The 26411-nt window shown below is 47.9% G+C and carries 28 protein-coding genes; 13 read left to right on the top strand and 15 right to left on the bottom strand.

The features are described 5' to 3' along the window. Positions 1 to 11: 11 nt before the first annotated feature. Complete coding sequence (gene alsS, locus ABNN70_RS08335; RefSeq protein ID WP_353947526.1) at positions 12 to 1700, bottom strand: acetolactate synthase AlsS; 1689 nt, start codon at positions 1698 to 1700, stop codon at positions 12 to 14. Positions 1701 to 1925: 225 nt separating this feature from the next. Between alsS and alsR the strand changes: the two genes are divergently transcribed. Continuing rightward, a complete protein-coding gene (gene alsR / locus ABNN70_RS08330; protein ID WP_129928688.1) occupies positions 1926 to 2816 on the top strand; it encodes an acetoin biosynthesis transcriptional regulator AlsR in 891 nt (296 codons plus the stop codon). 4 nt (positions 2817 to 2820) lie between these two features. On the opposite strand, the gene ABNN70_RS08325 is transcribed toward alsR, so the two are convergent. Beyond that, the gene (locus ABNN70_RS08325; RefSeq protein ID WP_353947525.1) at positions 2821 to 3933 is read right to left on the bottom strand and encodes an AI-2E family transporter; all 1113 of its coding nucleotides are present in this window, start codon (positions 3931 to 3933) and stop codon (positions 2821 to 2823) included. A 243-nt stretch (positions 3934 to 4176) separates the two neighbouring features. Between ABNN70_RS08325 and cls the strand changes: the two genes are divergently transcribed. Next, entirely contained in the window at positions 4177 to 5625 is a 1449-nt protein-coding gene (gene cls / locus ABNN70_RS08320) for a cardiolipin synthase (protein ID WP_353947524.1), read from the top strand. A 1075-nt stretch (positions 5626 to 6700) separates the two neighbouring features. On the opposite strand, the gene ABNN70_RS08315 is transcribed toward cls, so the two are convergent. Then, a complete protein-coding gene (locus ABNN70_RS08315; RefSeq protein WP_129928691.1) occupies positions 6701 to 7417 on the bottom strand; it encodes an AraC family transcriptional regulator in 717 nt (238 codons plus the stop codon). Between the two features lie 308 nt (positions 7418 to 7725). Between ABNN70_RS08315 and larD the strand changes: the two genes are divergently transcribed. Further along, positions 7726 to 8436 (top strand): D/L-lactic acid transporter LarD, encoded by a 711-nt coding sequence (larD, locus tag ABNN70_RS08310; protein ID WP_353947523.1) that lies wholly within the window; start codon positions 7726 to 7728, stop codon positions 8434 to 8436. Between the two features lie 70 nt (positions 8437 to 8506). Here larD and rpsN read toward each other — a convergent pair whose 3' ends face one another. The 3 genes from rpsN to ABNN70_RS08295 all read right to left on the bottom strand — a co-directional run bounded on the left by rpsN (position 8507) and on the right by ABNN70_RS08295 (position 10557). Next, positions 8507 to 8776 carry a 30S ribosomal protein S14 gene (gene rpsN, locus ABNN70_RS08305; RefSeq protein WP_129928693.1) on the bottom strand — a complete coding sequence of 90 codons (270 nt, stop codon included), beginning with the start codon at positions 8774 to 8776 and terminating at the stop codon, positions 8507 to 8509. A 122-nt stretch (positions 8777 to 8898) separates the two neighbouring features. After that, positions 8899 to 9558: a VTT domain-containing protein gene (locus tag ABNN70_RS08300; protein ID WP_129928694.1), complete on the bottom strand. Its 660-nt coding sequence runs from the start codon at positions 9556 to 9558 to the stop codon at positions 8899 to 8901. A gap of 726 nt (positions 9559 to 10284) precedes the next feature. Then, on the bottom strand, positions 10285 to 10557 hold the full coding sequence (locus tag ABNN70_RS08295) for a glutathione S-transferase N-terminal domain-containing protein (RefSeq protein ID WP_353947522.1): 273 nt from the start codon (positions 10555 to 10557) through the stop codon (positions 10285 to 10287). A 188-nt stretch (positions 10558 to 10745) separates the two neighbouring features. Here ABNN70_RS08295 and ABNN70_RS08290 point away from each other — a divergent pair, with 188 nt between their 5' ends. The 6 genes from ABNN70_RS08290 to ABNN70_RS08265 all read left to right on the top strand — a co-directional run bounded on the left by ABNN70_RS08290 (position 10746) and on the right by ABNN70_RS08265 (position 14778). Continuing rightward, positions 10746 to 11321: an ECF transporter S component gene (locus tag ABNN70_RS08290; protein ID WP_353947521.1), complete on the top strand. Its 576-nt coding sequence runs from the start codon at positions 10746 to 10748 to the stop codon at positions 11319 to 11321. A gap of 188 nt (positions 11322 to 11509) precedes the next feature. Beyond that, on the top strand, positions 11510 to 12370 hold the full coding sequence (locus tag ABNN70_RS08285) for an energy-coupling factor transporter ATPase (protein WP_353947520.1): 861 nt from the start codon (positions 11510 to 11512) through the stop codon (positions 12368 to 12370). Then, a complete protein-coding gene (locus tag ABNN70_RS08280; RefSeq protein WP_353947519.1) occupies positions 12357 to 13103 on the top strand; it encodes an energy-coupling factor transporter ATPase in 747 nt (248 codons plus the stop codon). The genes ABNN70_RS08285 and ABNN70_RS08280 overlap by 14 nt, the downstream gene beginning before the upstream one ends. A gap of 112 nt (positions 13104 to 13215) precedes the next feature. Further along, positions 13216 to 14013 carry an energy-coupling factor transporter transmembrane component T gene (locus ABNN70_RS08275; protein WP_353947518.1) on the top strand — a complete coding sequence of 266 codons (798 nt, stop codon included), beginning with the start codon at positions 13216 to 13218 and terminating at the stop codon, positions 14011 to 14013. Between the two features lie 121 nt (positions 14014 to 14134). Further along, positions 14135 to 14539 carry a CBS domain-containing protein gene (locus ABNN70_RS08270; protein WP_353949410.1) on the top strand — a complete coding sequence of 135 codons (405 nt, stop codon included), beginning with the start codon at positions 14135 to 14137 and terminating at the stop codon, positions 14537 to 14539. A gap of 128 nt (positions 14540 to 14667) precedes the next feature. After that, positions 14668 to 14778 (top strand): YjcZ family sporulation protein, encoded by a 111-nt coding sequence (locus tag ABNN70_RS08265; RefSeq protein WP_326407518.1) that lies wholly within the window; start codon positions 14668 to 14670, stop codon positions 14776 to 14778. 88 nt (positions 14779 to 14866) lie between these two features. Here ABNN70_RS08265 and ABNN70_RS08260 read toward each other — a convergent pair whose 3' ends face one another. Both ABNN70_RS08260 and ABNN70_RS08255 read right to left on the bottom strand, forming a co-directional pair. Then, positions 14867 to 15778 (bottom strand): proline-specific peptidase family protein, encoded by a 912-nt coding sequence (locus ABNN70_RS08260; RefSeq protein ID WP_353947517.1) that lies wholly within the window; start codon positions 15776 to 15778, stop codon positions 14867 to 14869. Positions 15779 to 15879: 101 nt separating this feature from the next. After that, positions 15880 to 16758, bottom strand: coding sequence for a LysR family transcriptional regulator (locus ABNN70_RS08255; protein ID WP_353947516.1), 879 nt, complete (start codon positions 16756 to 16758; stop codon positions 15880 to 15882). Positions 16759 to 16905: 147 nt separating this feature from the next. Here ABNN70_RS08255 and ABNN70_RS08250 point away from each other — a divergent pair, with 147 nt between their 5' ends. The 4 genes from ABNN70_RS08250 (at position 16906) to ABNN70_RS08235 (ending at position 19951) form a co-directional block, all read left to right on the top strand. Beyond that, on the top strand, positions 16906 to 17841 hold the full coding sequence (locus ABNN70_RS08250; RefSeq protein WP_240697245.1) for an AEC family transporter: 936 nt from the start codon (positions 16906 to 16908) through the stop codon (positions 17839 to 17841). Positions 17842 to 17996: 155 nt separating this feature from the next. Then, positions 17997 to 18314, top strand: a complete 318-nt coding sequence (locus ABNN70_RS08245) for a nitrous oxide-stimulated promoter family protein (protein WP_129928704.1) — start codon at positions 17997 to 17999, stop codon at positions 18312 to 18314. Between the two features lie 65 nt (positions 18315 to 18379). Next, the gene (locus tag ABNN70_RS08240) at positions 18380 to 19024 is read left to right on the top strand and encodes a DNA-3-methyladenine glycosylase (RefSeq protein ID WP_353947515.1); all 645 of its coding nucleotides are present in this window, start codon (positions 18380 to 18382) and stop codon (positions 19022 to 19024) included. A 69-nt stretch (positions 19025 to 19093) separates the two neighbouring features. Continuing rightward, complete coding sequence (locus tag ABNN70_RS08235; RefSeq protein WP_353947514.1) at positions 19094 to 19951, top strand: fructosamine kinase family protein; 858 nt, start codon at positions 19094 to 19096, stop codon at positions 19949 to 19951. 88 nt (positions 19952 to 20039) lie between these two features. Here the strand turns inward: ABNN70_RS08235 and fni are convergent, their stop codons facing one another. From fni to ABNN70_RS08200, 7 genes are all read right to left on the bottom strand, one after another. Then, positions 20040 to 21098 carry a type 2 isopentenyl-diphosphate Delta-isomerase gene (fni, locus tag ABNN70_RS08230; RefSeq protein WP_353947513.1) on the bottom strand — a complete coding sequence of 353 codons (1059 nt, stop codon included), beginning with the start codon at positions 21096 to 21098 and terminating at the stop codon, positions 20040 to 20042. Positions 21099 to 21117: 19 nt separating this feature from the next. Beyond that, positions 21118 to 22191 (bottom strand): phosphomevalonate kinase, encoded by a 1074-nt coding sequence (locus ABNN70_RS08225; protein WP_206184275.1) that lies wholly within the window; start codon positions 22189 to 22191, stop codon positions 21118 to 21120. A gap of 15 nt (positions 22192 to 22206) precedes the next feature. Beyond that, a complete protein-coding gene (gene mvaD, locus ABNN70_RS08220) occupies positions 22207 to 23184 on the bottom strand; it encodes a diphosphomevalonate decarboxylase (protein WP_353947512.1) in 978 nt (325 codons plus the stop codon). Positions 23185 to 23223: 39 nt separating this feature from the next. Further along, positions 23224 to 24180 carry a mevalonate kinase gene (mvk, locus tag ABNN70_RS08215; RefSeq protein WP_353947511.1) on the bottom strand — a complete coding sequence of 319 codons (957 nt, stop codon included), beginning with the start codon at positions 24178 to 24180 and terminating at the stop codon, positions 23224 to 23226. Between the two features lie 352 nt (positions 24181 to 24532). After that, entirely contained in the window at positions 24533 to 25141 is a 609-nt protein-coding gene (locus ABNN70_RS08210; protein WP_129928709.1) for a cob(I)yrinic acid a,c-diamide adenosyltransferase, read from the bottom strand. Between the two features lie 468 nt (positions 25142 to 25609). Continuing rightward, positions 25610 to 26152 (bottom strand): ferritin-like domain-containing protein, encoded by a 543-nt coding sequence (locus ABNN70_RS08205; RefSeq protein ID WP_353947510.1) that lies wholly within the window; start codon positions 26150 to 26152, stop codon positions 25610 to 25612. 29 nt (positions 26153 to 26181) lie between these two features. After that, a complete protein-coding gene (locus ABNN70_RS08200; protein ID WP_129928711.1) occupies positions 26182 to 26409 on the bottom strand; it encodes a cation transporter in 228 nt (75 codons plus the stop codon). Between the last annotated feature and the right edge of the window lie 2 nt (positions 26410 to 26411).

Below are 26411 nucleotides of genomic sequence, written 5' to 3'. Positions count from 1 at the left end.
ATGACTCCAGATCAGTTCAGCTGATTTGGAATCAGACTCTTTCCAAGTGCAATATTATCACTGTAATCGACCGGAACGTCAATGATCACCGGTACATCCTGAATGTCAAGCGCTTTGCGAAGGACAGATTCCAGATCATCCGGTTTGTCTACGCGCATCCCGATTGCACCAAATGCTTCAGCATAAGCCACCACATCAATTTTTCCGAAATCCACACCTGAAGTCCGGTTATATTTCATCTTCTGTTGGAAGGCAACCATATCATACGCGCCGTCCCGCCAGACAATATGGACGATCGGCAGTTTCAGCCGTACCGCCGTTTCAAGCTCCATCGCCGAGAACAGAAAACCACCGTCTCCCGACATCGAGATCGTTTTTGCCTTATGATGAATCAGACTTGCTGCCATGGCCCATGGAAGTGCCACGCCAAGGGTCTGCATCCCATTACTGAACAGCAGCGTTTTGGGTTCATAAGAACGGAAATGTCTGGCCATCCAGATATAATGGGACCCAACGTCGCAGGTCACTGTTGTCTCATCACTGATCAGACGGCGCAGGGTATGAATCAGCTGCAGCGGATGAACCAGATGACTCGCCAGGTTTTCCGGCAGTTCATCGTAAGCGTCCAGGCGCAATCTCATCTGCTCCAGATCATCCAAATTTTCCGGTGCGATACTGAGGTGTGTCAGTTTCTTTTCAATTTCTTTTACCGTCCCCGGTATATCCCCAACCAGCTCTATAGACGGCTGATAAAAGTGGTCAATATCGGCACGTATCTCATCCAGATGGATGATCTTCCGGTGACCTGAATGGTTCCAGAATTTCGGATCATATTCTACAGCATCGTATCCGATCGTCAGCACCACATCTGCCTTCTCCAGAATCAGGTCTCCCGGCTGGTTGCGGAAGAGTCCGATACGTCCAAAGAAATGTTCCTCCATGTTGCGTGGAATCAGTCCTGCTGCCTGGAAGGTTTCAACGACAGGTAAGGAGATCTTTCTCAGAAGTGACCGGACGGCGGATACGACAGAATAACGATTGGCACGCATCCCTGCCAGAATCACAGGCATCTTCGCATTACTCAAAGCGTCAACGGCTGCATCAACCGCCGCATCAGAAGCCGTCCCGAGTTCAGGGGTCTTTAGTGGCCCGAGCGCGGTGACATCCGTTTCCGCCTGCATGACATCCTGAGGGAAGCTGACGACACTTGCCCCCGCCGCTGTGGATTCGGCAGCACGAAAGGCATTTGTCACTACTTCGGCGACATTCTTCGGATCGACGACTTCAGCGCTGAATTTTGAAATCGGATGGAACAGTCCGGCGTTGTCCATGGACTGGTGGGTTCTTTTCAGCCGATCCGCCCGTGGTACTGCCCCCACAAGCGCGACAACCGGATCATTCTCAACGTTCGCGGTAGCGATTCCGGTCGCAAGATTTGAGGCACCGGGTCCTGAAGTGACAAGGCAGACCCCCGGCTTACACGTGATGCGCCCCACAGCGGCTGCCATGAATGCGGCGTTCTGCTCATGGCGGCAGACAATCAGTTCCGGACCGCGATCCTGTAACACATCGAACACTGCATCAATTTTTGCACCGGGAATACCAAACACATACTGAACACCCTGTCTGATCAGACAATCAACGACCAGCTCTGCACCTGTTGTCCGTGTCTTTTTCTGCTTTTTCTCAATACGGCTCATTGATTCTCACTCCCTTAACTCATCTGAAAAGAGCGCAGATCCCGCCTTTTTCAGATCAATAACTACTCTGTTTAGTATTTACTATCATTTTACATGGCATGTTCATTGTTGTGAAATATATTATTCTTTTCGTTGTAATATATAATATATATTAATTGAAAATGAAAACGGCAACAATTATAATGAAACTACTTACAGGATTCACGAAAGGGAGCGGCAATACGGATGGAACTCCGTCAATTTATTTATTTCATCACAGTGGCTGAGGAACTGCATTTTGGCCGGGCTGCTGAACGGCTGCGTATGACCCAGCCGCCACTCAGCAAACAGATTCAGCAATTTGAGGAAGAGATTGGTGTTACCCTGTTTAAGCGAAACAAAAGACATGTGGAACTGACAACGGCCGGAGAATTTTTCCTCCCGGAAGCCCGGCAGGTGCTCGCTCAGGCTGAGCAGGCGGTCAGTACCGCGCAGCGTGCACAGCGGGGGGAGTTTGGTCGCCTGGTCATCGGATTCGTCGGTTCGGCTACTTATGATATTCTTCCCCGATTTATTCGCGAATATCGAAAGAACTTCCCGGACGTGGCAGTGGTTCTTCATGAGCTTTCCACTCCCGACCAGATCAGCGCACTGATCGGCAACCGGATCGATATCGGTTTGCTTCACCCTCCGATCAGTTCATCACTGATTGAAGCAGAGCCTGTGAAGCAGGGTTTTGCCGCCCTGGCCCTCCCGAAAAATCATCCGCTTGCTGAAAAAAAGAAATTACATATCGAAGATTTACGTGATCAGTCCTTCATCCTGGTCAGCCGTGAAATCTGGCCCGGTCTGTATGATGAATTTCTATCGCTGTTCCGTGATGTCCCCTTTTCCCCAAACATCGTCCAGGAAGCAACGGAATATCAAATGGTCGTCGGACTGGTCTCAGCCGGGATCGGTATTGGTGTCGTACCCGCCGGTGCCGAAAAGCTGTTCAATCTTGATGTCGTCTATCGGGAAATTGCAGGGATTAAACTCCATGCTGTTCTTTCACTGGCCAGACGCAAGACCAACAGTAATCCCGCCATGCACCAGTTTATCAGCCTGACCCGTAAAATCGGGAAAGTGATCGACTGACGGATTACTTATCAATTAAACTGTCATCCTTACTCTTCTTTCTCAGACGGAATAGCCTGACGGCGTGCATCACAATCGTTTTGATCATCGCATAGGTGGGTACCGCAAGAATCATCCCGATGGGGCCGAGCCATTTCCCTGAAACCAGGAGAAGAAAAATAATCGTCAGCGGATGCGTCTGCAGTCTTTTCCCCATGACAAGCGGAGAAATAAGATGACTATCCATCTGCTGCACGGTCACAATGACCGCGAGAACAAGCAGTGCTTTTGTCGGCGAATCCATCAGTGCGATAATGATCGCCGGTGTCGCGCCGAGTATCGGGCCAAGATAAGGAATGATGTTCGTTATACCGACAACAAGCCCCAGAAGCAGGCTGTAGGGCAGACCGATGATCGAAAATCCGAGGCTTGAGCTGATGCCTACAAAAGATGCAACGATAATCAGGCCGTGAATGTACGATGAAAGAGTTGTACTCAGATCTTGCAAAATCTTTGTGACTTCGTGATGATACTGAGAGGGGAAAAAACGTGTGACGGCATGTGGCAGCCTGTCCCCATCTTTCAGCATGTAGAATAGAATAAAAGGTACAGTCACCACCGTTAATGTAATATTGACCAGAACATTAAAAAAGGTGGAGATACCGGAGCTTGCGTTTTTTGAGTAATTCTGAATCATTTCAGCAAAATTTTTCTGGATGTTATCTATTGAATAATAATCCTGATGAATCAGCCATTTGAAGCCGCGCGTATCCGCCAAATGCTCGATCCCTGTTTGCCAGTTTCTGATATAATCCGGGATCTGTGCAAACAGAGACTTGACCTGATTGCCGAGCGGAGGACCGACGGACACCACAAGCAGCACGATTAAGCCGGCCAGAAGGATGTAGATCAATAGAATCGCCAATCCTCGGGGGATTTTAAAATGCTGAATCAGATCGACAAGTGGACTGAGCAGAAAAAATAAAAAACCGGCGACGATGATCGGAAAGAAAAGTGTCGTGATCAGCGTAACAATCGGTACGAAAATGAAGGAAATTTTTGTCAGAACAAAAATCAACAGAGAAAGTGCAAGCAGTTCAATTGTCCAGAATATCAATTTTGAATGTTTTTTTAGCACAGTACGTGATCACACCTTTATCAACTTTCGCCACCGGTCTCGGGACCTTTCGCTTACTCTATTATAGCGTGTGCAGAATCAATGAATCAACGCAGACACTGGCAGGATACCCTGATTTTCACGATGACGGGCAGCAGTGAAATGAAAAACCTCCCTTGCTATCATGCAGATGCTGGCAGGGCTGTCTGTTTTTGTTATATAATTTAAACGCCTGCTGGCGCGGGGTAAAGGATGTGTGTTTGAATGACCATTACGACTATACTGCTGGGCGTCATTATTTTATCTAATATTTTCCTGGGAGCAACAGTTGTCTTTCTGGAAAGAAAAAGTATCAGTTCCACCTGGGCATGGCTGATGATTCTTAACTTCATGCCGATTGTCGGTTTTATTTTTTATCTGGTTTTCGGGCAGAACCTCAGCCGCCGTAAGATTTTTAAATGGGACCATAACGTGCACTTGCGTACCCGTGAGCTGGTAAAAAAGCAAATGCTGGCGATCATTAATAACGACCCGCCATTTACCCAACCTGTTCTCAGAGATTATCACGGACTGATTTATATGAATCTGAATAATGATGAAGCACCGCTCACGCTGAACAACAGCATGACCATCTACACAGACGGAGAAGAGAAGTTCAGACAGCTGCTTCAGGATATTAGAGCGGCAAAATACCATATTCATATTGAGTATTATATTTTCCGCAGCGATTTTCTCGGTAATGAAATGATCGATACACTGGCGCAGAAAGCTGAAGAAGGCGTGATCGTCCGTCTGCTCGTTGATGATGAGGGATCACGCCACCTCTCAAAGAAGCTGGTCCGGAGGCTGACTCGTGCGGGAGGCAAGTTTCAGACGTTCTTCCCCGGGCGTCTTCCGCTGTTAAACCTGCGAATTAATTATCGCAACCACCGAAAATTAGTCATCATAGACGGAGAAATCGGCTATCTCGGCGGTTTTAACGTCGGCGATGAGTATTTGGGGCTGAGTGCCAAATACGGTTACTGGCGTGACACGCATCTGCGTATTATGGGTGAAGCAGTGAACAGTATTCAATCACGCTTTCTCCTGGACTGGAATCAGGCGTCAGGCGAACAGGTCCCTTTTCAGCAATATTATAAGATTAATAACAGGAAGCATTACGGAGAAGTCGGGATTCAGATTGTATCAAGCGGACCGGATAAAAAATGGGAGCAGATAAAAAACGGGTTTATTAAAATGATCCTGTCGGCCAAACAGACCGTCTATATTCAAACCCCTTATCTGATTCCTGATGAGAGTCTCTTGACCGCTATTTCTATTGCCTCGCTTTCACAGGTGGATGTCCGGATCATGATTCCGAACAAACCGGATCATCCCTTCGTCTACTGGGCGACTCTTTCCAATGTCGGACAGCTGCTTGAAGCAGGCGCACGCGTGTACCTGTATCAAAACGGATTTCTCCATGCCAAGTCTATGATCGCAGATGAACGGCTGGCAACGGTGGGTACATCCAATCTCGATTTTCGCAGTTTCAGTCTTAATTTTGAGGTTAATGCTTTTATTTATCATGAGCAGACGGCGCGAAAACTGGCTGATATCTTCAAGCGGGATATGCGATTGTCACGGGAATTAACGTTGGAAGATTATAAGAAACGCTCAGCACTGATTAAATTCAAAGAATCGGTCTCACGCCTGCTCTCCCCTGTTCTGTGAGCAGTGAGCGAATTTGCCGAAATCATGCGGCAATCCCTCACGCCTGCTCTCCCCTGTTCTCTGAGGCGCAAAACCCGGAACAGATCATTCATACACGTGGCGTGGTCGGCCCGGAAATCTGCAGGCTTCGGCTGAAGAAAGGCATCAATCAAAAAAACAGGGGGTCACACATGCCGCCGGAGTGCTGGAAGATTTGTCTGGAAGTGTTTGATCAGACCCTCTGGAAATTTGGCCAAAATTCGAGATTTATCAGCTGGGTTATCAGCTGGGTTGACACGTGATTTCAGCGGGCCGGAAATATATCAGCCGATTTCCACGTCAATTCAGCCGGGCTGGAAAATTTATCAGCCGATCTACAGGTCTTTTCAGCCGGGCGGAAAATTTATCAGCCGGTCTACGACTTATTTCAGCGGGCCGGAAATTTATCAGCCGGTCTCCACGTCATTTCAGCCGGGCCGGAAATTTATCAGCCGATCTCCACGTCATTTCAGCGGGCCAGGAAATATATCAGCCGGTCTCCAGTTGATTTCAGCGGGCCGGAAATATATCAGCGGGTCTCCACGTCATTTCAGCCGGCTAGAAAATATACCAGCGGGTTTCCACGTCATTTCAGCCGATCAGAAAATTTATCAGCCGATCTCCAGGTCTTTTCAGCCGGGCCGGAAATTTATCAGCCGATTTCCACGTCATTTCAGCCGGCTAGAAAATATATCAGCCGGGTTCCACGTCATTTCAGCCGGCTAGAAAATATATCAGCCGGTCTCCACGTCATTTCAGCCGGGCGGAAAATATATCAGCCGATTTCCACGTCATTTCAGCCGGCTAGAAAATATATCAGCCGGTCTCCAGTTGATTTCAGCCGGCTAGAAAATATATCAGCCGGGTTCCACGTCATTTCAGCCGGCCGGAAAATATATCAGCGGGTCTCCACGTCATTTCAGCCGGGCGGAAAATATATCAGCCGGTTTCCACGTCATTTCAGCCGGGCGGAAAATATATCAGCCGGAGGTTACCTCCGGCTGAGTGTTTGCTGTCCATTCATGTCACACCATCTGAATATCCTGTCTGAACAGCTTTACGAGAGATGCAGGGCTGCCCGATATTCGGATGGTGATTTTCGTTCGTACTTTTTAAACATTTTTGTAAAAGAGGCATTATACTCATAGCCGACCTGGTATGAGATGTCCAGTACACTCATCTTTGAGTCATGAAGCATTTCTTTTGCTCTGTGAATACGTAAAAAATGAATATACGCAAGGGGGGTCATTCCGATTTTCCGCTTAAACCAGTCACAATAATAAGAAGGGGTATAATGTTCCATCGCAGCTAAAGCTTTGATGTCAATTTTTTCAGCATAATGTTCATGAATAAAAAGGATTGAAGGCGTTACCGGTCTCTCGGTAATCTTGTGGAGCAGATAATTGAGAAGAAGTAAGGACTCATCCCGGTGATGTTGAAGTACTTCACGGATCAACAGCTCTTTCACCGAACGCAGTACGGTGTCCATCTCCAGAACATCCCCCTCACACTCCGTATATCTGGATTTAAAGTAGTGAACCGCGTAGATTTCATCAATTTCGATGACCAGGCTCTCGTTCGATCCGTCTGCACAGAAGGTACAGGCATGATGAATTGGAAGCAGACAAATCTGCGTACCGCTGATTCTTTTATTTCCTGCTGATGTGACCATGCTGATGCACCCGTGAACAGGCAGCATCAGTGTAAAGCAGGATTGATTCAGACAAGTGACTCGAGAATCAAGCGATGCGAAATGAAATGAGATGTCGTGCACGTAACAGGTCCTCCCGGTACATCTTAGATGCTCACAACGAGGAGTATATCAGAAAATGGAGCCACGTTTTGTGACGATGTTGTTACATCTGAGCCGCTCGTTCCAGTCGTCCGGGCATCTTTTTCTCCTGTGGCGCCGGTATTTAACTGTAATCCCTGAACAAGTTGGGAAATTTGCATTTTGAAAACGGATACTCTTAAAACTGGATAACAATCTCCTGTAAATCGGAAAAGACAGCCTGTTTTTCTCCCGATATACTCATTCAGGTATAAAAAACAGAAATGATGATTCAGGGGGAAATGTTGAACATGCATCAATTAGTCGCGGAATTTCTCGGTACAGCGCTGATGATTGTCTTCGGTGTCGGCGTCCATTGCTGCGAAGTCCTCAACACGTCGAAATACCAGGGGTCCGGACATCTTTTTGCGATTACAACCTGGGGATTTGGGATCACCATATCCTTATTTATTTTCGGAGAGGTCTGCATTAACCCGGCGATGGTTCTCGCGCAGGCGATCCTCGGCAACATTACGTGGGCCCAGGTAATTCCGCTGAGCATCGCTGAAGTCCTTGGCGGTATTTTCGGTTCTATTGTAGTTTATATTGCTTATGCTGATCAGTTCAAAGAATCTGTCACTATTGATCGAGTGAAAATCAGAAATATCTTTTCAACAAACCCCAATGTACGCAATCTGCCTCGTAACTTCTTTGTCGAATTTATTGATACGTTCATATTTATTACAGCCATTCTTGCCATCTCCGGAGTCAAAACACCCGGGATGGTTCCCATTGCGGTCGGGCTGCTTGTCTGGGCCATCGGTATGGGGATGGGCGGACCGACGGGCTTCGCCATGAATCTGGCCCGTGACATGGGACCGCGAATCGCTCATGCTATCCTGCCGATCCCCGGCGGTAAAGCAGACAATGACTGGCAATACGGCATCATTGTACCAGGTATCGCCCCATTTCTTGGAGCGGCCGCTGCGGCTCTGTTTGCCAGAGGATTCCTTGGCTTATGATTTCACCCGCACAGAATGAACCGGCAGGTCAGAAAGTCTCTGACCTGTCGGTTTTCATTTTACCCGGGAATTACCAGCTGGATTTCCTGACACCCGGGATCTGACCCTTATGTGCGTATTCACGAAAAGCAATTCGAGACATATGGAATTTTCTCAGATAGCCGCGTGGCCTTCCAGTCAATTCACAGCGATTGTGCAAACGCGTCGGTGATGAATCACGGGGTAATTTGCGAATGGCTTCATAATTTCCCGCTTTCTTCAATTCCCTTCTCCGTTTTGCATACTTCGCAACGATCGCTTCCCGTTTTTTCTCCATGACGACTTTTGACTTTTTAGCCATACAAAAGATCTCCTTGTATTAGACTCATCCCTTCTATTATTTCACTCATGTTTCATGAGTGCAAATTTCATGATCATAACTAAAAAAGCAGGCACCCGCCACAGGAACCCTGCCTTTTTCAATCAGTTTTCGGTTTTGTTACGGAACGTATTGCTCACCCAGACCAGCAGAATGGGTATCACAGAAATGAAAATAATCAGCAGCATGATAATGGAGAAATGTTCACTGATAAATGGAATCCGTCCGAAGAAGTACCCGGCAAGAAGTCCGACCAGTGTCCATACCGTTCCGCCCAGAACATTGTAGAAGAAGAAAAACGGGTAATGCATCCGGCTGCCGCCGGCAATGAAAGGGATGAATGTTCGGATAAACGGAATAAACCGGCCCAGAAAAACAGCAAATCCGCCATATTTATTAAAAAACTGTCTTGCCTTTTCCATCTTTTCTTCATTAATCAACCGGTGAAAAAGATGATGTCGTTCCAGTGCCTGCCCCAGTTCACGTCCGATCCAGTAGTTGACTGTATCGCCCAGGACCGCAGCAACAATAATCAGAACGATCAGTAAGAACAGATTCAGACCGGAACTGCTGTTGGCTGCAATCGCCCCCGCGGCAAACAGCAGTGAATCACCGGGGAGGAACGGGCAAATGACGAGACCAGTTTCAATGAAAATTACGACGAAAAGTATGCCGTAAGTCCAGACTCCATACTGACTTACGATCTGAAGTAAAAACTGATCAATGTGAAGAAATACATCGATCACCCAGGATACAGCATCCATGCGGATATCTCCTTAAATGAAATGAAAGATCTCTTCCTATCGTAACTGAAATGGAGGCATTAGAAAAGGGATTTATGTGGTGAGCTTTTTCAATGTTGATTTTTTTCATCACACCAATATTAGCGGCGCAACTTTTCCGGATTGTCAAAGGTTTTCCTTCCTGACGTATTGCGATCCCTTTCAAAGTAGCCACAGGCCATCTCCTATCTTGCGAGGGCTTTCATCTGATTTACTTGTCATAAGATGTTTTGTCCTGAGAGCAAAAAGTAAAATAAGCGGAAATTTTCCGGTTAGGGGCAGAACGGCATTCTTTTCGGGGGATATAAGCGGAAACTATCCGATTATGCCAGACAAAAAGCTCTATTTTCCAGCTTTTCAAAGCAATAGGCGGAAGCTCTCCGTCTATGGTAGCTTATTTTTCATTTTATTTTCTAAATAAGCGAAAGTTTTCCGCCTATTCATCTGATCATGCGCTTAACCTGATCCCCCAACCGATAAGAGCGGATACCAGGTCACCCTCCCCAGTATTTTTCATATGGGGGTAAATCGTCCCTAACTTTTGACCGTACGAAAATTTGCCTTCTACTTTGGAAGAAAATAATTTCTGAACCCTTAACGGCACAAGGGGTTCCCCACAACACAATAAGCTCGTGACCCTGTCGGTAAATCCTGAAAAAAAGCTAAAAAAAAAGACGGATGCTTATCCGTCCGTACCTGTTACTCCGCTCACTCACCAAACGCCTTTTTCATAAAGGCGGTAATGGTTTCAGGCTTAGAATCGCTCAGAACATCGCCTGTTTTTTTATCAATGAACGTCGGAACAGTTAGAAAATGATACTTTTCTCTCAGATCAGAGAAACGCTTTTCATCATCTTCACGTACAAAAAATTCTATCCGATCATTATATTTGCCTTCGAGTCCTTTATTCAGTACAACCTTCGCCCGCTCACAGTATGGGCAGACCCTTTTCGTAATCATCAGTACCTTTTTTTCAGACAACTGAAACAGCTCCTTTCATCTTACATAGCGTATTTTATCAGAATCGAATAGACCTGTCCTCATTTCTGCCTGAGTCTGTTTGACAGAACGGACCATTGAGTGTAAAATAAGCGCAATTCTTATCCATTATCCCTTGTATATTTATAGGAATTATTACTTATCTTACTTTTTTTGAGGAGGACATCATTATGAGTCGGACAAAAAACGGTTTTGGCGTAAGTGACATCGTGCTTGTGGCACTGTTCGCCGCAATCACCTACCTGGGTATTTCCCTGTTTCGCATCCCGCTCCCGGCTGCGATAGGCGCTCCGTTCATTCATTTCGGTAATTCACTGGTCGTTCTTTCCGCCCTGCTTTTAGGCGGTACACGCGGAGGCATTGCCGGCGCAATCGGTTTGGGTCTGTTTGATCTTCTGAACGGATACGCTTCAACGTCACCGGTTACAGCACTCATGGCGCTGATTATTGCAGCAATTGTTACCGGGTCTTTTCGCCTTTTCGGACGTCGCGATACCGTGCTCCATATCCTCTTTGTGGCGATTATTGCCGGGGCATCCAAAATCATTCTGGAATTTATTTATCATGTTATTCTTGCCCTGTTATCAGGAAGTGCATTCGGACCCGCAGTGATTGCTTCAATCACGAGTCAGTTGGCTACTTCGATCAATGCGGTCTCGACTGTCATTATTGTCACCATCCTTTACTTCCCGCTGAAAAAGGGACTTGAAATTTTCGATTCAAATAAAGGGGTTTCCAAAGTCTGAGGGAATTTGTATGATAAGTTCGGGCAATGAACATCTGTCCGGACTTTTTCATTTATAATGAATAAACAAACGGCCCCGGTAGGGAATCGCTTTCCGCAGCAGCCCGATGAGTCAACGAACAATCAGTGGGGTTGAAGGACTTCCCCACTGATTGAAGTTTCACTTTATCAGGAAATGGGAGGTATACCATGGGACACCTGATCGAAGTCAGAAATTTACATTTTCAATATCTGCACCACCACAACGGCAGGCCGTGGATTTTGAATGGAATCAGCTTTGATGTGGCGGCCGGTGAGTTCGTGGCCGTTCTTGGTCCGAACGGATGCGGGAAATCCACTCTGGCCAGGCACCTGAACGGACTTCTGCAGCCCTCCTCGGGAGAAGTCCTCATCGACGGCATGGATACAAGGGATGAGGAGAAAAAACAGGCCATCAGGCAGACCGTGGGTTTAATTTTTCAGAACCCGGATAACCAGATCATTTCGACTATCGTTGAAGAAGATGTCGCATTTGCTCCTGAAAATCTTGGTATGGAGCGCTCAGAAATCCGCAGACGCGTGGATGAAGCCCTCAAGGCGACAGGTATGTTCGATTATCGTCTGCACACCCCCTTTAAGCTCTCGGGAGGTCAGAAACAGCGTATCGCGATAGCCGGCATCCTGGCCATGCGTCCAAAATGTATTGTCCTGGATGAACCAACATCGATGCTTGATCCAAAAGGGCGCCGGGATGTCATGAATACCATCAGGGGGCTCAACCGCGACTACGGGATCACGATCATACTGATCACGCACAATATGGAAGAAGCAGCTCTTGCGGATCGACTGATCCTGCTTGATGCGGGCAAGGTTTATCGTGAGGGGAAACCGCAGGATATCCTGACACAGCCTGAGCAGCTCCGGCATGTGAAGCTTGATGTTCCCCAGATCGTGGAACTGTGCAGTCATTTACGCCGCCACGGCATCCCCATACCTGAAAAAATAACAAGTGTCGATGAATGCGCGACATCACTGATCGCCAGTCTGGAGGAAAGTCATGCCGATCATTGAACTCAGGAATGTCTCCTATCGATATGGATCCGGCACGCCTTTTGAAAAACAGGCACTGTCGGATATTTCCCTGTCGGTTTCTGCCGGCGCATACATAGGTATCATCGGCCACACAGGCTCCGGAAAATCAACCTTGATCAAACAGATGAACGGACTTTTACGTCCGGACAGCGGACAGGTACGGGTAAACGGCGAAGATATCTGGCGTACCCCTCATCAAATCCGCTCTGTCCGGTTCCGTATCGGCCTTGTTTTCCAATATCCGGAAACACAGATCTTTGAGGACACCGTCCAGAAAGAGATCATGTACGGTCCGATAAACATGGGTCTCAACGATCGGGAGATCCAAAGCCGGGTGCTGAATGCCCTGAACTTTGTCGGCCTGGATGCCTCTTATCTTGAACGAAATCCGTTCCGGTTATCCGGCGGTGAAATGCGGCGAATCGCCATTGCCGGTGTGATCGCCATGCGCCCGCAGGTTCTTATTCTGGATGAACCGACGGCCGGGCTTGATCCTGCAGGAAGGAAAGAAATGCTGGATCGCCTCGAATCCTACAGGAAGCAAACCGGGAGTGCCGTCATTCTGGTCTCGCACAGTATGGAAGATATCGCTGAACGCGTAGATCAAGTCATCGTTATCGATCAGGGAAGTCTGGTCATGTCCGGCGCGCCAGCTGTTATTTTTTCACAGGCTGATCGCCTCGAATCACTGGGGCTGGATATTCCCCGGTAACAAAACTCCTGCATCTCTTGAATCAAGCCGGTTATCCTGTGAATACGGCAGCATTGACCGTCAGTCAGGCGGAAGCTGAAATTCTTAAGCTGTTCAGAGGGAGTGACGGACTGTGACGCGTGACATCACTGCAGGGCAATATATTCCGGGTCATTCACTGATGCACCGCCTGGATCCCAGAGTGAAAATAACCCTGACCTTTCTTTTCATTATTATGGTCTTCATTTCGCGAAGCCCGGCAAGCCTGGGTTTCATGGTCACTGTTCTTGCCGTCCTGATCGGCCTCTCAGGCGTATCGATCAGGCAGGTTTTCACCGGCATCCGTCCATTGATTCCTGTCATCATTTTTACAGCACTGATGAACCTGTTTTATGTCAGGGGCGAACCGCTTTTATCTTTTTATTTTATACACATTTCACGTGAGGGGCTGTTTGTCGGCCTGTCGCTCATGATCCGGCTGACCGCCATGATTGCCGGCAGTTCACTGATCACCTATACCACTTCGCTGAATGCCCTGGCAGCAGGCCTGGAGCAAATGCTGCGTCCTTTAAGGAAACTGCATCTCAGAGTCGATGATCTGGCTATGATCGTCACGCTTTCGCTGCGCTTTATTCCGACACTGGCTGATGAAATCGGACGGATTACCGATGCGCAGAAAGCCCGGGGTGCTGAAATCGGAAGCGGCCACCTTATCCGCCGGATTCAATCGTATGCTCCGATCATCCTGCCGCTGTTTATGTCTTCCTTCCGCCGCGCTTTCGAGCTGACCAATGCCATCGAGAGCAGATGCTATCACGGGGGCAGTCAAAGGACGCGTCTGACCGTTCTGAAGCTGAACAGAAACGACGTTCTGGCATTGATCCTGTTTCTCATTGCCTTCTGCACCGGCCTTTTTTTAAACCTGGTCTGAAGATCCGGAGAAGCTCTATAGCAAAAAATCCCTCTTTTTCGCAGTCATGTATTCCCGTTATTAGGGCAAATTATTTAGCGAAAGGGGATTGATGAGATTGACACACACACTGAAAGATATTATGTCTCATGACGTCATCTGCTGTCGACCGGGTCAGACACTGAAAGAAGCTGCTGAACTGATGAGCCATCACCATATCGGTTCGATTCCGGTTGTCGATAACGATCACACTCTTCTGGGAGTGATTACAGACCGCGATATGACGCTTCGCTCCACAGCACGTGGAAAAGATGGCGATCAGATCCATGTGGAAGAGTGCATGACGCGTGATCATCTGATTTCAGGAACACCTGATATGGATATCCATGAGGCATCGCGCCTGATGTCTGAGCATCAGATTCGCCGGCTTCCTGTGGTCGATCAGGGAAAATTGATTGGTTATGTCGCACTTGGTGATCTGGCTGACAGGGATCACTACCGGGATGAAGCCGAAGCTGCCCTTTCCGGTATTTCATCTTCCCGTTAACCGGTCACCATGAAAAAGAAGGAGGAAATCCTCCTTCTTTTTTGCTTTTGTCCCTACGACTTTTGCCCATGCCGGAGCGGGCCCTCTTTCATACAATGGACTATCTGATGGATGAGGAGGTGTTCTGTGTGGGAGCTCCTTATGATAATGTCGGAGGTATTGGACACGGCAATGGTTTTGCGCTGCTCGTTGTTCTCTTCATTCTGCTGATTATCGTCGGCACCGCATTCTGCTATTAATCAGTCTGCGAAAATAATCTGACGGATTCTTCCGTCAATAAATACGAAATCGAAGCATCCGAACCTGCGCCGGATGCTTCTCCTCTTTTCAATCTTTAAAATTCCCGCTCTCGACATCCCTGATAAAAGTAGCCAGATGATCAAAATAGACCGGGGCGTTGTCGATCATATGGTGATGACCGCCTTCCGGAGTTGTGGCCAGCCGTGCGTGAGGGATGCTTTCAGCCATACGCCTGGCTGCCGCAAGTGGCATCGTCTCGTGTTCACCGAATGTAAGGAGCGTCGGTACCTGGATGTTTTTCAGCTGGTCCCGTACGTCCCACTCTTTCAGTTTTCCGGTCACGACAAATTCGTTATCTCCCTGGAAGTCATTATAGACCGGAGTCGCCATCGTACTGATCAGATGGGAAATGGCCTTCGGGTGTTTCCGGTCGACATAGCCTTTATTTAATTGATCAACATATCCCTGGTAGCGGTCATTATCGTAATGATTCTCAGCCTCACACTTTTTCATAAAGGCCACCGCATCAGGGGACAGTTCTTTTTCCCGGATCTGATTAATATGTGCGACATACTCATCAATATTATCGGTCATGGAAGAAATGATGGAGCCTTTCAGGTGCTGCCCGTATTTCAAAGCGTACAGCTGAACCAGCAGTCCGCCCCAGCTCTGACCAATCAGATAGAAATGATCAAGTCCCAGTTTTCTGCGGACCTCATCAACTTCTCCCAGAAAATAATCATACGTCAGATATTTCCCGGCCGTCTCCGGATCGGAGTAATCCGGCTGATCAGAATAAAAAGAACCAAGCTGATCATACATATGGACCTGAATATCCAGCCCCTGCCCGGCAAGTTTCTCCGCAAAGTTCTCGTAATATTCATGGGTGCCCCCCGGCCCACCGTGCAGGCACAGCAGGTGTATATTGCCAGTTCCCCGCGTATGTGTCCAGAGATGGTATCCATTGTCAAGCGTAATAATCGTTGTCCCCTGTTTCACTGTTATCACCTGATTTTTATAGAATCTATCCTTATCATAACACGAATAGGCGCAAGCGGAAAAAAATTCCGGTTCTGCCCGGAAACAGGTGAATGTGCCGGCTATTCGTATTTTCGGACAATATCCATAAATTTATTCACACGTTCGGTCAGCTCCAGCGTTTTCCGGTAAACCATCATCACGGTCAGAACCGGCTGGTCCTGATCTGTCAGGGGGATGCTGACAATCGGATCCCCAGGCAGAATGGACAAATCTGCAATATAACTGATGGCCATGCCACCGCTGACGATCCTTTTCAGTGTGTCGATATTACTGGTGCGATAGATGATTTTCGGTGAAACACCCGCCTGGCGGGAAATACGCGCAAAAGCGACCGGATTGGCATAATGGTTGTCCAGAACAACAAACGGGAAATCACCGACTTCACGAAAACTGACCGAACGGCAGGCCGCGAGCGGGCTGCCCGGACCCGCGACGATTTTAAATGGAACCACTTTCAGACTTTCCTCTATTAACTGCTCATCCACTGGCGATGTGACACTGCCAATCAGTCCAATGTCAATCTTCCCTTCCAGGACGGCGTGCAGAAGTTCCCGGGAACCGGCTTCGTACGTGTACAGGTGATTCAGCAGCCCGGACTTTAATAACTGATAGGTCATACCTGGAAAAAAACGGGCACTGATCGTCGGCGACATCCCAAATCGAATAATCTGCCGGTTAAGCGCGTAAATCTCCTGATGGGCGAGCCGCCACTCATTCAGCATAGGCTCAACATGGTGGTAAAGCTGCCTTCCGCTTTCCGTAATCTGCAGTTCATTATGGTTATGGTTCCGCTCGACCAGTCTGGTCTGAAATTCTTTCTCCATCCTTTTAAGGGACAGAGTGATGGTCGGCTGGCTGACATGATAATATTCCGCTACCTTTGTAAAACTCCGCTCCTGGACCAGCCGCTGGAAATATTTCAAATCCTGTAAATTCATTTGTCCTCTTCACTGATATAAATATTTTTTATGACCCTATGAACATTTGACTATAATTCTAGCATTGTTGTATGCTCGTTGATACTAATTAATAAGTAAATTTTATGACGATTTATGACTTGTCGCACAGTGATGGAGGCCTTTATCTTGGGAACGTTTTTTCAGGGGATCCAGGGGGTTCTTGTGATCCTTGTCATGATCAGTATCGGCTACGTATTAACCGACCGTGGCTGGTTTGATCGGAAAACCGGTAAATTAATGGCGCGACTGGTCACACAGATCGCCCTGCCGGCTTATATGATCAGTACCATTACCGCCGATTTTACCAGTAAGGAATTAATGGTATTGCTGCCTGACCTGTTTTTTCCGTTTTTGTCCATGTTTATCCTGTTTGCCCTTTCTTTTTTAGCCGTCAAACTGTTTGCCGTCCCGAATAGTCACAGCGGTCTGTTTAAATCGATGTTCTGTAATTCGAATACCGTTTTCATCGGTTTGCCGGTTAATATGGCGCTGTTTGGTGATGATAGTCTGCCCTATGTCCTTGTTTATTATATGGCCAATACTACTTTTTTCTGGACTCTGGGTGTTTATCTGATTCAAAGAGACGGGGACAGCTCTTCACGCCTGAGTCTGAAACAAACGTTAAGTAAAATCTTCTCACCGCCTCTGATGGGTTTTATTGTCGGCGTGATCCTGATCCTGCTGAATATTCGGCTGCCGAAATTCCTTATGTCGGATCTGAATTATATCGGAGGTCTGACCATTCCTCTGTCGATGCTCTTCATCGGTTTCGCCATTCATCAGGCCGGACTGAACAAATTAAGCCTGAACAGGGATAATATTGGTGTCCTGGTCGGACGATTCATTGCTGCACCTGTCTTGATGACCCTGCTCGTCCTGCCGGCACCGATGCCGCTATTGATGAAACAGGTTTTTATCCTGCAGTCAGCGATGCCGGTGATGACCAATGCGCCGGTCGTCTCCGAACTTTACCATGCCGATTCGGACTACGCAGCAGTGATGGTGACAGAAACCACACTTCTCAGCCTGGTTGAAATTCCTGTCCTGATGACAATGATTTGACAATAAAGCAGTAAAAAACCGGGATGTCCTGAGCAAAGAAAAATTTCCCGGTTTTTTCCTGCGCCTTGATCCCTGTCATACCCATAGCGTGATATAACTTGTAAAATAGGGTTTGGCAGAACCCTGATCGACGCTTGAGAAGGAAGGCTAAAGAAATGGGAAAAAGAGCATTAAATAACGGCCCTGTAATCCGCAAAGAAAAAGAAACCGTTACCAAAATGATCGAGATTTTCTGCAGAAAAAAACACCATCAGAAAGAACTGTGTGATTCGTGTCGCGATTTAAACAATTATGCATTAAAACGACTTTCCTATTGCCGTTTTGGAGAAAATAAAAGTGCCTGCTCCAATTGTAAAGTCCATTGCTACAGTCCGGTTTATCGAAAAAAAATCAAAGAAGTCATGCGTTTCTCCGGACCGTGGATGCTGCTGTATCATCCCATTTTCTCCATTCGGCATCTCTTAAAAAGATAAGGATCAGCTGCGCAGTATTCCTCGGGCCATATAAACGTTAAAAACACAGCAGCAGGTGATACAGGATGAACAGGAAGCGACAACTCAGCGATTTTTTCAGTCAGCAGTCGACTCCCGATATTGCCCGCTCCGTTCTGGGAAAACAGCTCGTTTATGAGCACCCCGAGGGGATCATGAGCGGATATATCGTTGAAGCAGAAGCCTATCTGGGGCAAAAAGATTCAGCAGCGCACGCCTATAAAGGACGACGCACACCGGCAAACGAAGCACTGTACGGGCCGCCCGGTACGATTTATATTTATTTGCTGCACGGACGGGCCATGCTGGACATTGCCGTGCAGAAGAAAGAAGTTCCCCAGGGGATACTGATTCGTGCCATTGAGCCACTGGACGGCAGGGATCTGATGGAAAAGAACCGAAAAAAGCATGGCTTTGAGCTCACAAATGGTCCGGGTAAATTCATGGAAGCACTGGGCATCCACGACAAATCGTTAAACAGGAAACATATGGGGGACGCCCCTCTGTACATAGATCTGTCTGCAGAAAGGGAACCGGAAGAAATCGGCGTTTCCGCCCGTAAAGGGATCAGCCGCCGGGGAAGTGGCACCTGCTGGCCATTCCGTTTCTTTGTCAAAGGCAACCCATATGTGTCTGGCATAAAGAAAAGCGAAGTGAATGACCGCTCATTTGGTTGGAAAGAAAACAGGTGAACAGACCCGGATGCATCACTAAGGTTTATAATATAGGGATAGACCTTTTCATGACGAGGAGGATGTAAAATGGACCCTAACTGGATAAGCAAGTTGCCGCTTAAGGATATCCGGTCGGTAACACGTATTGGCGGTGGTGATGTGAATCAGGCTTACCGTGTCGATACCGGCAGGGAAAGCTATTTTCTTCTGGTTCAGCCGAATCATCCGCAAAGCTTCTACGATAGTGAGATTGCCGGATTAAAAGCATTTAAAGAAGCAGGTGTTCAGGCTCCACAGGTCATTAAGAGCGGACAGATCCACGGTGATGCCTATCTCCTGCTCAATTACCTTGAGCGTGGAACCGGAAGCCAGTCTGATTTAGGAAAACTGGTTGCCCATCTTCACCAACATAGAAGCCCGAACGGTAAATTTGGCTTTGATTACCCCTATTCGGGTACAAGCATTTCATTCAATAATGATTGGACAGATTCATGGACGGAGCTGTTCGTCACCCGGCGTCTGGACGTACTTGCTTCAGCGCTGCAAAAGAAAGGCCTGTGGACCGGACAGGAAGAAAGATTATATAAAGAAAGTCGTGCCTGCATCGTCTCCGAGCTGGCACGACATCCGAGTCAGCCCGTCTTGCTGCATGGTGATTTATGGGGCGGGAACTATATGTTTACAGCAGACGGGTCCCCTGCATTAATTGATCCGGCAGCCCTTTACGGCGATCGAGAGCTGGATATTGGCGTGACAACGGTCTTTGGCGGTTTTACTTCTGAATTTTACCGGGCTTATGCGGCGTCCTGTCCGTTTGATGAAGGATATGAAAAACGTCTGGCGTTTTATCAGCTGTATTATCTGATGGTTCATCTGGATAAATTTGGTCTGGGTTATGCCGGGAGTGTACTTGCTATGCTGAATAAGATTATTAAAGAAAATTAGCGTCCGGCTTTGACTCACAGGCCACGTCTTTTCAGGGCGCGGTGGTATACTCACTATATACTTAGAACCGTCATGGATGGCTGTCCAATTAATCACTTACGGATGAACGTCTGGCAAGTTTTTCCGGATTTGGTCCCCGAAGCCGTGCCCACTCCAGTGGAGAACCACTCAGGATCAGGTCTTTTCTGCGAAGAGAGGCCACATCCGGGCAGCCGAGCAGCAGCATCATTTGAGTCAGCTGTTCTTTCCATTCTTCAATCTGTCTGATCAGTCCATCCGCTCCCTCTGCCAGAGCGGTATGGAGAAAAGTACCTGAGATGCCAACCGCACGGGCGCCCAGTGCGAGCGCTTTAAGGATGTCAAGAGGATGACGCACCCCGCCTGATGCAAAAAAAGTAGTCTGATCAAGATAAGACTGCGCTTCAAGCATGGAAATGACTGTCGACTGACCCCAATTCTCCAGATAATTGTATCGCGCCCGGTTCCGGCGGCGATTCTCAATGGAAATAAAATTAACACCGCCTCTGCCGGCAACATCGATCACATCCACGCCTGCATTCACCAATTTCCGAAACGTTGCCCTGCTCATCCCGAATCCAACCTCTTTAACGACAACCGGTACATCAACCGAACGGACGATTTGCTCCAGATTTTTCAGCCATGATGAAAAATCCCGGTCTCCTTCCGGCATGACAATTTCCTGAGGTGCATTTAAGTGGATCTGCAGCGCGTTTGCTTCCAGCATATCGATGGCTCTTTTCGCCTGTTCCGCATCCAGCTCAGCACCTATATTGGCAAAGATAAATCCATCCGGATTGACGCGGCGCAGCACGCGAAATGTACCGCGTAATTCCGGATCTTTTAAAGCCGCCTTCTGTGAACCGGAGGCAACTGCTATCCCTGTTGCTGCTGCTGCCCGTGACAGGCTTTCATTGATTTTTTTAGTTTTCTCGCTTCCTCCGGTCATCCCATTGATAAAAAAGGCATGCGGCCATGAAGTAAACGGCAGTTCCGTTGTACAGTCAATCTGATTAAGGCTCATTTCCGGCAAAGCATCATGAATAAATTTTACAGAATCAAAATCGTTCTCGTGTTTCCGGTAGGTTTCCTGAAATAGTCGGACATGCTGATCTTTACGTGACTCCATCACATTACCCTTTTCCCTTTTAGAATACTTTCTTCGCTACATGCAGATCTAACGGCAGGATGCCATGCTTTTTCCATTCGGCAAAGAGCGCTTCTTTATCGACTTTTCGATGAGCAAGCGCGATGCCGCAATCTCCTCCGCCGGCACCGGACGTTTTCGCTGCGCCCTGATGGTTTTCAGCAATCCTGCAGAGCTGGTGCAGTCTGTCGGTTTCAATTAACACGCCGCAAAGCCTCGATAATTGGGCCAGAATCCTTCGATTTTCCCGGATCCCCTCTAATATGGCCGGCGCATGCTGTTTGAGAAAACCGCCAATCATCTTTTCTACACAGGCCTTGCTTTGATTTAAAAAGTGCCGGTAACCCTGCTCCCTCGTCCGCCTTGCTTTTTCCACCCGATCAACGAGTTTGAATGTTGATGCCGGTTTCCCCGTCCAGCCGACCAGCAATCGCAGATCCGGCGGAAGCGCGAGTGAGCGTATCGATAACATGGGCCAGTCTGTATGAAGCAATCCAAGCCAGTCTGCTCCTGAACGAATCATCTGCGCCAGCCATCGGTGATCAAATGATGTATACGCAATCCAGCCGCCGTAAACACTGGCAGCAATATCTCCGCAGGACCCGTTCCCCTGAATGTGAAGATGGGCGATGGCCGACAGTTTAAAGACGGTTTCCCGGTCCATTTTTACTTCATAAAAAGCAAGGATGGCCTTCACACAGGCGACTGTTACAGCAGCGCTGGAACCCAGTCCATATTTTTTCCCATCTTTTCTTGTCAAATCACTGCTGATCGTTATTTGATAGGTATCAGGCATTTTCCCCAGCGACTGTATGTATTGCTCCGTCCATTCAATCGCCGATAATACAAAGCGAAAGGGACGGGCGTCTCCTTCAGTAATCCAGTGACTGGCGCCATTGCGTCTCAGAACCAGCGCTGCGTCAGCCCATTGGATCCGCCCGGTTGTTTCGTTATGTTCAATTTGTACCGTCACGTACTTATCGACGGCAACAATGATCGCAGGATAACCCGGTTCAACGACCGCATATTCTCCTGCTATATAAAGTTTTCCAGGTGCACATTGTATGAAGGGCAATTAAATCTGTCTCCTTTACTGAACCGGATGATCCAGATACGCAACACCTGGACCCGGTCTGGTCACGATGAGCGCTTCAGAGGGGAAGAACCTGGACAGATCTTCGCGAATCCGGTTAACATGCGGCTGCAGGCAAAACAGTTTGACATTCGGTCCGGCATCAATCGTGAAATAGCACGGCACCCCCTGGCTGCGCAGATATGCGGCGCGCCGCATCACGGTCAGGGTGCCTTCTTCCCAGTACGTAAAAGGCGGATCGGCCGCCAGCATGGCCGCATGCATCCTGAGCGCATTGGCTTCCGCTATTTTGCCAAGAGATTCAAAATCATGTGCCCGAATCGCCGGCTCTATTCCGGCAAGGTCCTTTTCAGACTGCCGAACCCAGGCAGGATAAAAAGGTGAGGTCTCAACTGTTCGCTTCATCCCCGCACGACTGGAGAGCCTTTTCGCTTTTCCATTCACCACAACCGACAGGACGCGAATGGGCCATCTGGCCGGATCCACCGGCAGTGCATAAGAACTTGCATCATCCGTTCCCTTCAGCCATTTCACAAAACCGCCGTAAATCGAACGCGAAGCTGATCCCGAACCGCGACGGGCAAGCCGTGACAGGGCAGCGGGGGAGCAGTCCAACCCATACACGCGGGCGGCTGCGGCCGCAAGCGCTGCAAAACCGGAAGCTGAAGAAGCAAAGCCGGCAGCAACCGGAACATGATTTCTGGTGACAATGCGCGCGAACAGACGACTTCCCGATTTTTCGCGAATCAGATGCATAAAATGTCTGACTTTTTCAGCGGAAGCGCCGCTCAGAAGCACGCCATCCATGACGACTTCATCTTCGTGCAGCGCTTTTAGCGGTTCAACGCCTGTTTCCGTGTAAAACGTATCAAGAGTCAGCGATAAGCTGCTGTTCATCGGTAAAATCAGCTGCTCATCCCTTTTTCCCCAATACTTGATCAAAGCAATATTCGTATAGGCTCGTGCAGCATCCACAGCATTCACTCCCTTTCCCATGCCACGCCGGGCATGGATTCAGGTTCTGACTGGAATATATCCATCCTGAAACGGCTGAATCCACGTATTGTGCGCGCCTGCACTCACTAACTTTTTCGCCAGATGTGACGCCCTTTCTGCATCTTTAACCAGTGCGATGATGCAGCCGCCGCAGCCGCCGCCGGTCAGCTTTGCTCCCATCGCTCCATTCGCCATGGCGGTATCAACCAGATGATCCAGAGTGGCATGGCTGACGCCGAGTTCTCTGAGAATCAGATGGGCATCGAGCAGGATTGGTCCCAGCGCTTCCTCTTTAGCTGTTTCCAGTGTTTTTCTTGCCAATGAAGTCAGCACACCTAACTGTTCTATTTTTCCCCGGAGATGTACGCTTTGCTTCAATCGCTTTTTCAGGCTGGCAACCGCGTGAAGGGTCTGGCCCTTTAAACCGGTATCGGCAATCACCAGAGTGGCATGCAGCGTATTGTGGATCCATTCTGTTCCCTTTTCCTTCATAAAGAAAATCGGATGTGCACTGCTGGCTGCAGCCGCATCAATACCGCTCGGATTTCCATGACAGCATTTTTCAGAAATTTCGACGAGACTGAGGAGTCTGTGCCGGTCAAGCGGTGTATTAAAATAATGAAACAGGCTGCGGACAACCGATATGGCCACAGCTGCACTCGAACCCATGCCCCGCTCTTCCGGTATGCGGCTGCTGATGGAAATCATAAGATCCCGTTCAGGTTGTTTTAAAGCGCGCAGAACGGCCGGAATCATCTTTTTGAGTCCGGCAATGTTGTCATCACCGTTGCTCAAAATCCCATGATGGAAGGCACACTCCAGCCTCAGCGGTCCGGGGCAGTGCATGGTCCGGGTCACTGCACGCACGACGGGTACGGGCATGGCGATTGCCGGTTGCCCGTAGACCACCGAATGTTCACCAATCAGAATAATTTTACTGCTGCTTTCTCCAATACCAGTTCTGTATTTTGTCATCATCGTATACCAGCTTCTTCTATATTCTGTATCGACTCTATCGGAAATAAATTTAGAAAGACCCGAAAAGCAGGACAATTTATCGATGGAACAGGACGTCCCGGCTCCTGAATGGATTCACTCTCTCCTCTAAACATTCTATGGGTAATACGTCCTGTTTTCAAGAATAAGATCTGTCCCTGCGACCCGCTCAGAGATGGCACCGACAGAATATTGCCCATACCCGGCGTGCCTTAATAGCCTGTTTTTCCTTGATCTGGTCGGGCCTGACCCATGTGACAGATGTTTCCTTTTCTCCCCTGGCTGTGTGTTTCGTTCACAAATTTCCGTTCAAAGCCCAATCCACGGTTTCTCATCTGCCCTCCTGCTCTCCCGGCATTCGATTTTGCTTTCTTCTGCCCCCGCGAAAAACCGGCGCACTGCGTCCATACAAATCCTCTTGTTTATTCAGCCGATAATTAACAACACGGGCAGCAGCAAAAAAGTAATCGGAAAGCCGGTTCAAATAGTGTAAGGGTAATAAGGATTGTTTCTGATCCACCTTCACCAGTTTAACCGCACAGCGCTCTGCCCGTCTGGTTACCGCGCGCGCCAGGTGCAGCGAGGCGGCTGGCACTGAACCTCCCGGTAAAATGAACTGTTCAATATCCGGAGCTTCATCAATCAGCCGATCGATCCGTTTCTCCAGATAATCAATCATTTCCTGATTCACATGTTTTTTACGATGTTTCGTGACCGATGCCAGATCGCCACCGCAATCAAACAGCTCATTTTGAATTTTCTTCAAATCGGTAAGTAAATCATGAAAACGCCCGGGATCAAGTTGTGCGACAGCCTGACCCACAAAACAATTGGCTTCATCAATTGTACCAATGGTTTCGACGTGCAGATCGTCTTTATCTACTCGACCGCCGATAATCGCGGTTTTCCCCTCGTCACCGGTTCGCGTATAAAGAATCACATTAATTCCTTCTTTCTTTTTAAAGATTCAGGAGCCATTCATTGTATCCTCAGCTAATTCACATTCTGCTCTCTATTCATTCTATTGATAACGATTATCAATTTCAACATCATGTTTACATCTCAATTTTACCAGACAACCGGCAGCAGCATACAAATCCTTAACCTTCCTGCCGCAGGCTCCTCACCCGTTTTGCTGCTTAAAAAATGACAATTACGTGACAGACCGGATCATCCTGCCTGTTCGCGTCGATTAGCGTGTATTTTTTTAAATGCCTAAAAAGCATAAAGCAAAAATTGCCTTCTGACAAGTCGCAGGTAACAAAAAAATCCCATCAGGGAAAGGCTGATGGGACAATCAGACAAAACAATTTTTAGTTCTTCCGGAACAGGTGCTCTCTTTTTTTAAAATAGAACACGGATACCGGAATCAAACGGCCGCGCTTCTTTATTTTCAGACCTCCATTTCTTAGTCGTCATCCTCTTCTTCTTCTTCTAAGCCCTCTCGAGGCGCATGACCCAGGTAAGCCTGTAATTCACGGATCTGACGATTATTCCAGCTTAATTGCTGCACCAGAAACGCCTGAAGGGCCGGTTTATCCTCTTTCTCAGCTAATTTTATAGCACGCGTGATAAACAGATTTTGCGTATCAAAGTCTTTGACTGCAGATGCAAGCCATTCTTTAGCCGAGAGATACTTGAATTTTCCATGTTCCTCCAACATGCTGTAACGGCTGAATTCTTCAGTTGTTGTCGGAATCACTTCGTCTTCATCTAACAACAATTGTGCAAGTCCATCAAATAACCTGTTTTCAGTTTGAATGGCCTGGCTGAAGGACTTTTTTAAAAAGGGCCTTTCGGGTCCTCTGGCATAATAAACAGCCTGAGCCAGCTTCTCCTGATGAATCTTCAGATTGGCTAAAATATGGCCGGTCATCGCTCCGGCAGTCGGGATATGGTGATCTTTCTCCGTCTGGGCTACTTCTGCTTCATATAATGTATCGATTGACATACGCGTTCCTCCTCTGAATTTGTAAATCCTTAAGCTTCTTTTTCTTTGACCGATTTGACTTCATAACCGAGTTTCGACACGATCTGCGCCACTTCTTTGGCTGAGATCTTATCTGGATCGATCTCTGTCTTCACCTTGCTGGAATTAAACAGGACTTTCGACTTTAGAATGCCTTCCTGATGCGCAAGGCCGGATTCAATTTTTTGCAGACATGACGGACAAGTCAATCCCTCTAATTGTAAAATCACTTTTTTCATCT

The sequence above is a fragment of the Sporolactobacillus sp. Y61 genome, from assembly GCF_040529185.1.
GTDB lineage: Bacteria > Bacillota > Bacilli > Bacillales > Sporolactobacillaceae > Sporolactobacillus.
Note: the sequence above shows the minus strand (reverse complement) of the source record. Positions and strands in the feature narration are given on the sequence as shown.

Excerpts from the sequence above, each read along its gene's own strand:
- mvk (WP_353947511.1), bottom strand. The coding sequence starts at position 24,180 with ATGACAAAATACAGAACTGGTATTGGAGAAAGCAGCAGTAAAATTATT.
- ABNN70_RS08280 (WP_353947519.1), top strand. The coding sequence starts at position 12,357 with ATGCCGATCATTGAACTCAGGAATGTCTCCTATCGATATGGATCCGGC.
- ABNN70_RS08205 (WP_353947510.1), bottom strand. The coding sequence starts at position 26,152 with ATGTCAATCGATACATTATATGAAGCAGAAGTAGCCCAGACGGAGAAA.
- alsS (WP_353947526.1), bottom strand. The coding sequence starts at position 1,700 with ATGAGCCGTATTGAGAAAAAGCAGAAAAAGACACGGACAACAGGTGCA.
- larD (WP_353947523.1), top strand. The coding sequence starts at position 7,726 with ATGCATCAATTAGTCGCGGAATTTCTCGGTACAGCGCTGATGATTGTC.
- alsR (WP_129928688.1), top strand. The coding sequence starts at position 1,926 with ATGGAACTCCGTCAATTTATTTATTTCATCACAGTGGCTGAGGAACTG.
- ABNN70_RS08300 (WP_129928694.1), bottom strand. The coding sequence starts at position 9,558 with ATGGATGCTGTATCCTGGGTGATCGATGTATTTCTTCACATTGATCAG.
- ABNN70_RS08245 (WP_129928704.1), top strand. The coding sequence starts at position 17,997 with ATGGGAAAAAGAGCATTAAATAACGGCCCTGTAATCCGCAAAGAAAAA.
- ABNN70_RS08270 (WP_353949410.1), top strand. The coding sequence starts at position 14,135 with ATGTCTCATGACGTCATCTGCTGTCGACCGGGTCAGACACTGAAAGAA.
- ABNN70_RS08290 (WP_353947521.1), top strand. The coding sequence starts at position 10,746 with ATGAGTCGGACAAAAAACGGTTTTGGCGTAAGTGACATCGTGCTTGTG.
- cls (WP_353947524.1), top strand. The coding sequence starts at position 4,177 with ATGACCATTACGACTATACTGCTGGGCGTCATTATTTTATCTAATATT.
- rpsN (WP_129928693.1), bottom strand. The coding sequence starts at position 8,776 with ATGGCTAAAAAGTCAAAAGTCGTCATGGAGAAAAAACGGGAAGCGATC.
- ABNN70_RS08285 (WP_353947520.1), top strand. The coding sequence starts at position 11,510 with ATGGGACACCTGATCGAAGTCAGAAATTTACATTTTCAATATCTGCAC.
- ABNN70_RS08240 (WP_353947515.1), top strand. The coding sequence starts at position 18,380 with ATGAACAGGAAGCGACAACTCAGCGATTTTTTCAGTCAGCAGTCGACT.
- fni (WP_353947513.1), bottom strand. The coding sequence starts at position 21,098 with ATGGAGTCACGTAAAGATCAGCATGTCCGACTATTTCAGGAAACCTAC.
- ABNN70_RS08235 (WP_353947514.1), top strand. The coding sequence starts at position 19,094 with ATGGACCCTAACTGGATAAGCAAGTTGCCGCTTAAGGATATCCGGTCG.
- ABNN70_RS08255 (WP_353947516.1), bottom strand. The coding sequence starts at position 16,758 with ATGAATTTACAGGATTTGAAATATTTCCAGCGGCTGGTCCAGGAGCGG.
- ABNN70_RS08200 (WP_129928711.1), bottom strand. The coding sequence starts at position 26,409 with ATGAAAAAAGTGATTTTACAATTAGAGGGATTGACTTGTCCGTCATGT.